This is a genomic window from Streptomyces sp. AcH 505 (genome assembly GCF_000818175.1).
Taxonomy (GTDB): domain Bacteria; phylum Actinomycetota; class Actinomycetes; order Streptomycetales; family Streptomycetaceae; genus Streptomyces.
The window spans coordinates 5,315,583-5,325,995 of record NZ_JTIY01000001.1; the positions used below are offsets into that span (position 1 = coordinate 5,315,583).

9 protein-coding genes are annotated in these 10,413 nt (G+C 72.5%); 3 read left to right on the forward strand and 6 right to left on the reverse strand.

Going from position 1 to position 10,413, the window contains the following annotated elements; genetic code table 11:
- The 3 genes from HY68_RS23905 to HY68_RS23915 all read right to left on the reverse strand — a co-directional run.
- Positions 1 to 1,004: HRDC domain-containing protein (locus tag HY68_RS23905; protein WP_041996988.1), on the reverse strand; the 1,004-nt coding region annotated here is incomplete at its 3' end.
- Positions 1,005 to 1,080: 76 nt separating this feature from the next.
- Positions 1,081 to 1,740, reverse strand: a complete 660-nt coding sequence (locus HY68_RS23910; protein WP_041992049.1) for a response regulator transcription factor — start codon at positions 1,738 to 1,740, stop codon at positions 1,081 to 1,083.
- Positions 1,741 to 1,941: 201 nt separating this feature from the next.
- The gene (locus HY68_RS23915) at positions 1,942 to 2,634 is read right to left on the reverse strand and encodes a DUF3000 domain-containing protein (RefSeq protein WP_041992051.1); all 693 of its coding nucleotides are present in this window, start codon (positions 2,632 to 2,634) and stop codon (positions 1,942 to 1,944) included.
- Positions 2,635 to 2,725: 91 nt separating this feature from the next.
- Between HY68_RS23915 and hemE the strand changes: the two genes are divergently transcribed.
- The gene (gene hemE / locus HY68_RS23920) at positions 2,726 to 3,799 is read left to right on the forward strand and encodes a uroporphyrinogen decarboxylase (protein ID WP_041992053.1); all 1,074 of its coding nucleotides are present in this window, start codon (positions 2,726 to 2,728) and stop codon (positions 3,797 to 3,799) included.
- Between the two features lie 7 nt (positions 3,800 to 3,806).
- On the opposite strand, the gene HY68_RS23925 is transcribed toward hemE, so the two are convergent.
- Both HY68_RS23925 and HY68_RS23930 read right to left on the reverse strand, forming a co-directional pair.
- Entirely contained in the window at positions 3,807 to 5,186 is a 1,380-nt protein-coding gene (locus tag HY68_RS23925; RefSeq protein ID WP_041992056.1) for an FAD-dependent oxidoreductase, read from the reverse strand.
- 51 nt (positions 5,187 to 5,237) lie between these two features.
- Positions 5,238 to 6,158 carry a DUF4349 domain-containing protein gene (locus tag HY68_RS23930; RefSeq protein ID WP_041992059.1) on the reverse strand — a complete coding sequence of 307 codons (921 nt, stop codon included), beginning with the start codon at positions 6,156 to 6,158 and terminating at the stop codon, positions 5,238 to 5,240.
- Positions 6,159 to 6,299: 141 nt separating this feature from the next.
- Here HY68_RS23930 and hemG point away from each other — a divergent pair, with 141 nt between their 5' ends.
- Positions 6,300 to 7,754 carry a protoporphyrinogen oxidase gene (hemG, locus tag HY68_RS23935; protein WP_041996991.1) on the forward strand — a complete coding sequence of 485 codons (1,455 nt, stop codon included), beginning with the start codon at positions 6,300 to 6,302 and terminating at the stop codon, positions 7,752 to 7,754.
- 4 nt (positions 7,755 to 7,758) lie between these two features.
- Entirely contained in the window at positions 7,759 to 8,475 is a 717-nt protein-coding gene (gene hemQ, locus HY68_RS23940; protein WP_041992062.1) for a hydrogen peroxide-dependent heme synthase, read from the forward strand.
- 36 nt (positions 8,476 to 8,511) lie between these two features.
- Here hemQ and HY68_RS23945 read toward each other — a convergent pair whose 3' ends face one another.
- A complete protein-coding gene (locus tag HY68_RS23945) occupies positions 8,512 to 10,170 on the reverse strand; it encodes an alpha/beta hydrolase (protein ID WP_041992064.1) in 1,659 nt (552 codons plus the stop codon).
- Positions 10,171 to 10,413 lie beyond the last annotated feature (243 nt).

Sequence of the window (10,413 nt, forward strand, 5' to 3'; positions counted from 1 at the left end):
GGGCCCTGGAGTGGCTGGCCCGGCTGGGGCAGCTCCGCGTCGGGCAGGGCGCGTGCCCTGTCGATCGCCGCCTGCCACTGTTCGAGCTGCCGCCGGCCCATCCGGTGCCCGAACCCGGGCAGCGCCGTGAGCGCGTGCACGTTGACCGGCAGGGCCAGCGACGCCTCGACGATCGCCGCGTCGCTCAGCACCTTGCCCGGCGAGATGTCGCGCCGCTGCGCCGTCTGGTCGCGGGTGTTCCACAGCTCCCGCAGGACGGCCATCTGCCGGCGCCGGCGCACCTTGTGCATGCCGGACGTCCGGCGCCACGGGTCCTTGCGCGGGGGCGGCGGCGGGGCCGATGCGATGGCGTGGAACTCCTGGAGCGCCCAGTCGAGCTTGCCCTGGCGGTCCAGCTCCTTCTCCAGCGCGTCGCGCAGGTCCACGAGCAGCTCCACGTCGAGCGCGGCGTACCGCAGCCAGGGCTCGGGGAGCGGACGTGTGGACCAGTCCACGGCGGAGTGGCCCTTCTCCAGGGCGAAGCCGAGGACGTTCTCGACCATCGCCCCGAGGCCGACTCGTGGGAAGCCCGCCAGCCGGCCTGCCAGCTCGGTGTCGAACAGCCGGGTGGGCGTCATGCCTATTTCGCGCAGGCACGGCAGGTCCTGGGTGGCCGCGTGCAGGATCCACTCGGTGTCGGCGAGTACGTCGCCGAGCGCGGAGAGGTCGGGGCAGCCGATGGGGTCGATCAGCGCGGTGCCGGCGCCCGCGCGGCGCAGCTGGACGAGGTAGGCGCGCTGCCCGTAGCGGTAGCCGGACGCGCGCTCCGCGTCGACGGCCAGCGGCCCCGTACCGGCGGCGAAGGCGGCGATCACCTCCGCGAGTGCCTCGTCGGTCGCGACCACCGGCGGAATGCCTTCGCGGGGCTCCAACAAGGGGATCGGCGCCGAATCGACGTCGGCCGGAGGAGCGCCCCCGGTGGTTCGCAGTGCTGCGTCTGCTGCGGTCTCTTGGGCGTCGGTCACCTGTCAAGGGTATCTGTCGACGGACTACGCCCGCCGACGATGCGTTCTGTCGGCGGGCGCAGGGGGTGAGAAGTGGTCAGTGGATGATTCCGGTACGGAGGGCCACGGCGACCATCCCCGCCCGGTCGCCGGTGCCGAGCTTGCGCGCGATACGGGCGAGGTGGCTCTTGACGGTCAGGGCCGACAGGCCCATGGAGACGCCGATCGCCTTGTTCGACTGACCTTCGGCGACGAGTCTGAGCACCTCGACCTCACGGCCGGAGAGCTCGCGGTAGCCGCCCGGGTGGCTCGGGGCCCCCGGGGGGCGGCGGTGCATGCGCTGGCCTGCGCCGATGGGTGCGGCGCCGGGACGGGTGGGGTGGCCGATGTTGTTGCGCGTACCGGTCACGACGTAGCCCTTGACGCCGCCGGCGAGCGCGTTGCGTACCGCGCCGATGTCGTCGGCGGCCGAGAGGGCGAGGCCGTTGGGCCAGCCCGCTGCCCGGGTTTCGGACAGCAGGGTCAGCCCGGAACCGTCGGGCAGGTGGACGTCGGCAACGCAGATGTCGCGCGGGTTGCTGACACGGGGACGGGCCTCCGCGATGGACGAAGCCTCGATGACGTCACGCACTCCAAGGGCCCACAGGTGGCGGGTGACGGTGGAGCGGACGCGTGGGTCGGCCACGACGACCATGGCCGTCGGCTTGTTCGGGCGGTAGGCGACCAGGCTTGCGGGCTGCTCAAGGAGAACGGACACCAGGCCTCCTGGGGGAAGGTGCGGGACGAGCCGGCCTCTGGGGGGTGAAGCCGGGGCGAACCGTGTTTGAAGGGTCATAGACCTCTTCGGCACCAATCGCGCCCGCCTTTAGAGAAAGATCACGATTTGGTGAGTAACAATTCGGGCAATTCGGACGAGTGATCGATCATCCTACGAGCGGACGCCCCCGCTGAGGGCATGTCAGGGAGCCTGTGGGCCGCGCCGCTGCGGCAGCGACACCACACCCGCCCCGGACTCGTGCTGGCCCGGCGCGGGGCCGGACGCGGCCGGCGGCAGTCCGGCGATCTGGCACAACAGATCGCACCAGGCCGCCAGATGGGCCGCCGAGTCCGGCACCCCGCCGTGTCCCTCGCGCGGTGTCCACGACGCCCTGATCTCGATCTGCGTCGCCGGCCTGCGCTCCGAGAGGCCGCCGAAGTAGTGCGAGCCCGCGCGGGTCACCGTGCCGCTCGCCTCCCCGTACGAGAGACCGCGCGCCTCCAGTGCGCCCGTCAGCCACGACCAGCACACCTCGGGCAGCAGCGGATCGGCCGCCATCTCCGGCTCCAGCTCGGCCCGTACGAGCGTCACCAGGCGGAACGTGCCGTGCCATGCCTCGTGCCCCGCCGGGTCGTGCAGCAGGACGAGCCGGCCGTCGGCCAGATCGTCGTCGCCGTCCACGACCGCCGCCTCCAGCGCGTACGCGTGCGGGGCGAGCCGCTGGGGCGGTTTCGTCGGGTCGATCTCGATCTCGGGACGCAACCGCGCCCCCCGGAGCGCCTCGACCGCGAGCCGGAAGGCGGGCGGCACGGAACTCCCCTCCGTACTGTCCGTACTGCCGTTGTCACCGGCGCCGTTGGAATGATCGGAAAACTGTCCCTGAGCCGCAGCCATGCGGGGAAGACTAGGCCGAACCAGGGCCGCGCGCAGGGAGGGACACCCGGCCCGGCCCTGCCGCTTACCCGTACATGCGAAGATTCTGGGCGTGAGCGTCAACGACCGCCCCTCGGGCCAGCCGACAAAGCCCCCCGTCAGTCACAATTCGCCCTTTTTGCGGGCGTGCAGGCGGGAACCGGTGCCGCACACCCCGGTCTGGTTCATGCGGCAGGCCGGCCGGTCGCTGCCCGAGTACCTGAAGGTGCGTGAGGGGATTCCGATGCTGGAGTCCTGCACGCGGCCCGAGCTGGTCACCGAGATCACGCTGCAGCCCGTACGGCGCCACAAGGTCGACGCGGCCGTCTACTACAGCGACATCGTCGTGCCCCTCAAGGCCATCGGCCTCGACCTCGACATCAAGCCCGGCGTCGGTCCCGTCGTCGCCGACCCGATCCGCAGCCGCGCCGACCTGGACCGGCTGCGTGACCTCACCCCGGACGACGTCGGTTACGTCACCGAAGCCATCGGGATGCTCACCGCCGAGCTGGGGGAGACCCCGCTCATCGGCTTCGCGGGTGCGCCGTTCACGCTCGCCAGCTATCTGATCGAGGGCGGCCCCTCGCGGACGTACGAGCGCACCAAGGCCATGATGTACGGCGACCCCGAGCTGTGGGCCGACCTCGTGGACCGGCTCGCCGACATCACGGGCGCCTTCCTGAAGGTGCAGGTCGAGGCCGGCGCGAGCGCCGTCCAGCTCTTCGACTCGTGGGCCGGCGCCCTCGCCCCCGCCGACTACGAGCGCCATGTGATGCCCGCCTCGGCGAAGGTCTTCGACACGATCGCCCCGTACGGCGTTCCGCGCATCCACTTCGGCGTCGGCACGGGCGAACTGCTCAAGCTGATGGGCGACGCGGGCGCCGACGTCGTCGGTGTCGACTGGCGGGTGAGCCTGGACGAGGCCGCCCGCAGGGTCGGGCCCGGCAAGGCGCTCCAGGGCAACCTCGACCCGACCGTGCTCTACGCCCCCACCGAGGTGGTGGAGGAGAAGACCCGCGAGGTGCTCGAAGCGGCGGCCGGGCTCGAAGGCCACGTCTTCAACCTCGGCCACGGCGTGCTGCCCACGATGGACCCGGACGCGCTGACCCGGCTCACCGAATACGTCCACACGCGCACCGCACACTGACGGCGCGTCACATACCCGCCTCGCGCACCTTGGTCACCGCCTTGCGCGCCGCCACCAGCACCGGGTCCCAGACCGGGGAGAAGGGCGGCGCGTAGCCGAGGTCCAGCGTCGTCATCCGCTCCACGGTCATCCCGGCGGTCAGCGCGACCGCCGCGATGTCCACCCGCTTCGCCGCGCCCTCGTGGCCGACGATCTGGGTGCCGAGCAGCCGGCCGGTGCGGTGTTCGGCGAGCATCTTCACCGTCATCAGCGTCGCGCCCGGGTAGTAGCCGGCGCTGTGGGTGGACTCCACGGTCGCCGTCACGAACCGCAGCCCCACCGCGCGGGCGTCCTTCTCGCGCAGCCCGGTGCGGGCGATCTCCAGGTCGCACACCTTGCTGACGGCCGTGCCGACCACCCCGGGGAAGGTGGCGTAGCCGCCGCCCACGTTCGACCCGATGATCTGGCCGTGCTTGTTGGCGTGGGTGCCCAGCGCGATGTGCCGGGTCGTGCCCGACACCAGGTCCAGCACCTCCACACAGTCGCCGCCCGACCAGATGTTGTCGTGCCCCCGCACCCGCATCGCCAGATCGGTGAGCAGCCCGCCGCTCGGCCCGAGGGGGAGTCCGGCCTCGCGGGCCAGTTCCGTGCGCGGTTCGACGCCGAGACCGAGGATCACCACGTCCGCCGGGTACTCGGCGTCCTCGGTGGCAACCGCGCGCACCCGGCCGTCGTCGCCGGTCCTGATCGCCGCGACGGACGCGCCGCCCACCGTGGTGATCCCCAGCGCGTCCATCGCCGAGTGGACCAGCTTCCCCATGTCCGGGTCGAGGGTCGACATCGGCTGCTCGTCGCGGTGCACGACGGTGACCTCGTACCCGCGCTTGAGCAGCGCCTCCGCCATCTCCACGCCGATGTAGCCCGCGCCGACGACGACCGCGCGGCCGCCGCCGGAACCGGCGAGCGTGTCCAGCAGCGCCTGGCCGTCGTCCAGCGTCTGGACGCCGTGCACGCCCGGCGCGTCCATCCCCGGCAGCGCGGGCCGCACCGGGCGGGCGCCCGTCGCGATCACGAGCTTGTCGAAGCCCGTCCAGCCCTCGCCGCCCCCGTCCAGGTCGCGGGAGCGGACCCGCTGCCCCGCCACGTCGATCTCCGTGACCTCGGTACGGGTCCGCAGGTCGATGGCCCGTTCGCGGTGCTCCTCGGGCGTACGGGCGATCAGGTCGTCAGGACCCCGGACGTCACCGCTCACCCAGTACGGGATCCCGCACGCCGAGTACGACGTGAAGTGGCCGCGCTCGAAGGCGACGATCTCCAGCTCCTGCGGCCCCTTCAGCCGGCGGGCCTGTGACGCGGCGGACATGCCCGCCGCGTCACCGCCGATGACCACCAAGCGCTCCGCCGCCATGCCGTTTCCTTCCGTCCGGTGTCTGCCACCGAACGCTACGCGCTCACGCCGTCATTCCTGTTCGGCGGCCTCCCGCGGCTGCGCGGCGGGGACCGGCGCGGTACGGCGGGGCAGCCGGCCGCGCACCAGCCGCCACAGCAGGTACAGCACCGCCAGTGCGACGGCGAAGGGTGCCACGGCGCCGATCACGACGCCGATCCAGCGCAGCGTGCCGGTGAAGGCGTCCCAGCCGCCGCCCAGGGCGTCCAGGAAGCCCGGATCGTCCTCCGCCTTCTCCTTGGCCGCCACCGCGTGCTTCTGGGACAGGTTCAGCGAGATCGTCGCCATGCTCGTACGGTTCTTGAGCGACGCCTGCTGGGAGAGCAGCGACTCCAGATCGGCCTGACGGCTGCTCAACTGGCCTTCCAGCTCGACCACATCGCTGAGCTTCGTGGCCCGGTCCATCAACTCCCGCACCCGCGCCACGCTGGCGCGCTGCGAGGAGACCCGGCTGTCCACGTCGACCACCTGGTCGGTGACGTCCTTCGCGTCGGAGCTGCGCGCCACCAGCCGCCCGGTGCCGGCCAGTTCGTCCAGCACCTCGTCGTACGACTCCTGCGGGACCCGCAGCACGATGGTGGAGGTCACATGATTGGTCGAGTCCCGCTCGGTGGACTCGTTCTGCACGAGCCCGCCCGCCCCCACAGCGGTGGTACGGGCGGTGGCGAGCGCCTTCTCCGTGTCCGTGACCTGCACGGTCAGCTCCGCGGTCCTGATGACGTAGGTCGCGGAGCGTGCGGTCGCCTGCTGCTGTTTCTGCTGCTCGCGCGGTGTGCCGTCGGCCTGCGCCGCGGCGCCCGGCGCGCCCTCCCGAGGCCGGGCGGCGCTGTTCGCCGCCTTGTCGGCGCTGCCTGAATCCGTGTCGGCCGAACAACCGGCGAGAGCGAGTGAAGCGGTGAGAAGTACTGCCGCGATAGCGGGTGTTGCGCGCATGTCGGCCCCCCTGTGAACGATCGTGCGTCGTGCCGGTTCGACGTAACGGACCGCCGAGCGGGTTGCCGTTCCGCGGTCTCGAAGCAGTCACGGTCAGGACTCGGTCACGGCATGTCGGAGCGGTTTGAGAGAGTGGAGGCCATGGACACGGGAACGGAGCAGCCTGGTACGCGCGCCAGGCATGTCGTGGTGGCCGGCGGCGGTATCGCCGGGCTCGCGGCGGCGCACCGGCTGGTCACCGCCGGGGTACGGGTGACGCTGCTGGAGGGCACCGACAGGCTCGGCGGAAAGCTGCGCGCCGGCGAGATCGAGGGCGCCCCCGTCGACCTCGGCGCCGAGTCGATGCTGGCCCGCCGCCCGGAGGCCGTCGGCCTCGCGCGCGAGGTGGGGCTCGATGACCTGCTCCAGCCGCCCAGCGCCGCCGGATCCGCCATCTGGAGCCGGGGCGAGCTGCGGCCGATGCCCAAGGGCCATGTGATGGGCGTCCCCGGGGACCCCGAAGCGCTCGCCGGGCTGCTGTCCGCCGAAGGACTCGCCCGGATCGCGGCGGAACCCGGGCTGCCGCGCACCGAGGTCGGCGACGACGTCTCCGTCGGTGACTACGTCGCCGAGCGGCTCGGCCGTGAGGTCGTCGACCGGCTCGTGGAGCCGCTGCTCGGCGGGGTCTACGCGGGCGACGCGTACCGGATCTCGATGAAGGCCGCCGTGCCGCAGCTCTTCGCCGCCGTCCAGGACCACGACTCGCTGCTCGCGGGCGTACGCGACATCCAGGCCAAGGCCGCTGCCGCCGCGGGACCCCAGCAGGTCGGCGCCCCCGTCTTCGCCGGCATCCGGGGCGGCATCGGCCGGCTGCCGGGCGCCGTCGCCGACGCCGTACGGGCAGCCGGCGGCGAGATCCTGCTGGAGACCCCCGTCCTCGGCCTCGCGCGCACCGCCGACGGCTGGCGGGTGCGCACCGACCGGGAGCTGCTCAGCGCCGACGGTGTGGTCCTGGCGACCCCCGCCTGGTCCGCTTCCGCGCTCCTCGCCGACGAATCACCCACCGCATCGGCCGAACTCGCCGCGATCGAGTACGCGTCGATGGCGCTGGTCACCATGGCCTTCCGCCGCGCCGACCTGGCCGCGCTGCCGGACAGCAGCGGCTTTCTCGTACCGCCCGTCGACGGACACACCATCAAGGCGGCCACGTTCTCGACCCGTAAATGGGGCTGGGTCGCCGAGGCCGCCCCGGACCTGTTCGTCCTGCGCACCTCCGTCGGGCGCTACGGCGAGGAGGAGCAGCTGCACCGCGAGGACGCCGAACTCGTCGACCTGTCCGTGCACGACCTCGGCGCCGCGACCGGGCTCACCGGCAAACCCGTCGCCTCGCTGGTGACCCGGTGGACCGGCGGGCTGCCGCAGTACCCCGTCGGACACCAGGCCAGGATCGCCCGGGTGCGTGCCGCGGTCGGCGCGCTGCCCGGACTGCGCGTCGCGGGCGCGGCCTACGACGGCGTCGGCATCCCCGCCTGTGTCGCGAGCGCCCGCCGGGCCGCCGACGAGATCATCGCCACGCTCACCCCGGCGCGGGGCACCGGCCGGGGCACGGGAGAATAGCCGCATGACTGCTGCACCGGACAAGTCCCCGAACGCGGGCAAGAAGGCCAAGGACCTCAACGAGGTCATCCGCTACACCCTGTGGTCCGTCTTCAAGCTGCGCGACGCGCTGCCCGAGGACCGCGACGACCACGCCGCCGAGGTCCAGGCCCTGTTCGACCAGCTCGCGAAGGCCGACGTCACCGTGCGCGGCACGTACGACGTGTCCGCGCTGCGCGCCGACGCCGACGTGCTGATCTGGTGGCACGCCGAGACCTCGGACGAGCTGCAGGACGCGTACAACCGCTTCCGCCGCACCAAGCTGGGCCGCGCCCTCGAACCGGTCTGGTCGAACATGGCGCTGCATCGCCCCGCCGAGTTCAACAAGTCGCACATCCCGGCGTTCCTCGCCGACGAGCAGCCCCGCGACTATGTGAGCGTCTACCCGTTCGTGCGCTCCTACGACTGGTACCTGCTGCCGGACGCCGACCGCCGCGCGCTGCTCGCCGAGCACGGCAAGATGGCCCGCGACTACCCCGACGTACGGGCCAACACCGTGGCGTCGTTCTCACTCGGCGACTACGAGTGGATCCTGGCCTTCGAGGCGGACGAGCTGTACCGCATCGTCGACCTGATGCGCCATCTGCGGGGCTCCGAGACCCGTAAGTACGTCCGTGAGGAGATCCCGTTCTTCACGGGCCGCCGCAAGTCGGTGGCGGACCTGGTGGCGGGACTGGCCTGACCGGCCGGCCCGGCCACCTGTCCGACTCCCGGAAGATCAGACGACCGGCGGCAGCTTCCGGCCGCCCGACCGGCCGTCCAGCGACACCGGGTTCGGTTCCGCGTGCGGCGCGCATTCGGCGCGCCGCACCGGCGTCCGTCCGGTCAGCAGGTAGTCCTCCACGTACGTGTTGACGCAGGCGTTGCTGCCGCCCGCGATGCCGTGCGTGCCCGCGTTCCGCTCCGTCACCAGCACGGAACCCGCCAGCCGCTTCTGCAGTTCGAGCGCGCCGGGGTACGGGGTCGCCGCGTCCCGCTCGGCCGCCAGGATCAGCGTCGGCGGCAACTGGCCCGGCCAGGTGCGGACGTCGACCGGCTGCTGCCGGGGAGCGGGCCAGTAGGCGCACGGCAGATTCATCCACGCGTTGTCCCACGTCTCGAACGGCGCCCGCGCCGCGAGCGCGGTGTTGTCGCGGTCCCAGACGTGCCAGTCCGTCGGCCACGGCGCGTCGTTGCACTCGACCGCCGTGTAGACCGCGTTGCCGTTCTCGTTGTCGACGGCCGCCGCGGGCTGCGGACTCGCCTGCTCGATCAGCGGCTGCTCGTTGCCCTTGACGAACTCGGAGAGCGCCGTGGCGCGCATCGCCCAGTAGTCGTCGTAGTAACCCGCCCCGAGCATCGCCGCCTGGAGCTGGCCGGGGCCGACCTTCCCGCCGGCCGGCTCCTGCGCCACCCGGGCCCGCACCTGCTCGTAGCTCTTCTGCACGGCCGCCGCGTCGGTGCCGAGGTGGTACGTCTTGTCGTGCTTGGCGACCCAGGCGCGGAAGTCGGCCCAGCGCTGCTCGAAGGCGCGCGACTGGTCGAGGTTGTTGCGGTACCAGATCTGCCGGGGGTCCGGGTCGACCGCCGAGTCGAAGACCATACGGCGGACGTGGGACGGGAAGAGCGTCGCGTACAGCGCGCCGAAGTACGTCCCGTACGAGGACCCCATGAAGGTCAGCTTCTGCTCACCGAGGGCGGCCCGCAGCACATCGAGGTCGCGTGCGTTGTTCAGCGACGTGTAGAACGGCAGCGCGGCGCCCGCGCGGTCGGCGCAGCCCTGGGCGTAGGCCTTGGCCTCGGCGATCCGCTCCCGCTTGTACGACTCCGAAGGATGCCGGGGCGACTGGGTCGGCGCCTTGGCGAAGTCGGCGGGGTCCTCGCAGGACAGCGGGGCCGAGTGGCCGACGCCGCGCGGCGCGTAGCCGACGATGTCGTACGCGGCGGCGATCCGCTTCCACTCCGGCATGACCGCCGCCATCGGGAAGTACATGCTGGAGGCGCCGGGCCCGCCGGGGTTGAAGACGAAGGCGCCCTGCCGGTCCTGCGGCTTGCCCGAGGCGCGCACCCGGCTGACGGTGAGCGCGATCGTGCGGCCATCGGGCGCCGCGTAGTCGAGCGGGACCTTGACCGTGCCGCAGGTGATGGGCGGGGGCAGCATCTCGTTCTTGGGGCAGGTGCCGAACGTGATCCCGGCGGCTGCGGCACGCTCGGCCGCCAGCGCGACGCCGTACCTCTCGGCGGTCGTCGTACCGGCGCCCGCCGCCGTGCCCGCGCCGTGCGTACCGGCGGCGCGCGTGTCCGAGCCTGCCGCGTTGCTCGCCGGGGCGACGACGAGCGCCGACAGGACCAGGGAGCCGAGGGTGGCCAGAGCCCCGTACTTGACTGCTGCTCTCATCGCTTTCCCTTCGAGCGTGCATGTCCTGCGTGCATGCGGAAGGCGAGCGTGGGCGGCCGGGGTGATCTTTCCAAGGACCGGTGCCAGGTGTCGGGCGCTGTGACCCCGACGCGGCACCGGACCACTCCAAGGGCCGCTCCCGGGATGCGGAACGGGCCGTGGTGTGCCGGGCCGTGCGGGACGGCGCGGTCAGTGCCTGACCAGCGCCGCGCGGGCGGCGCGTGCCAGCCGGGTGGCCCGGCG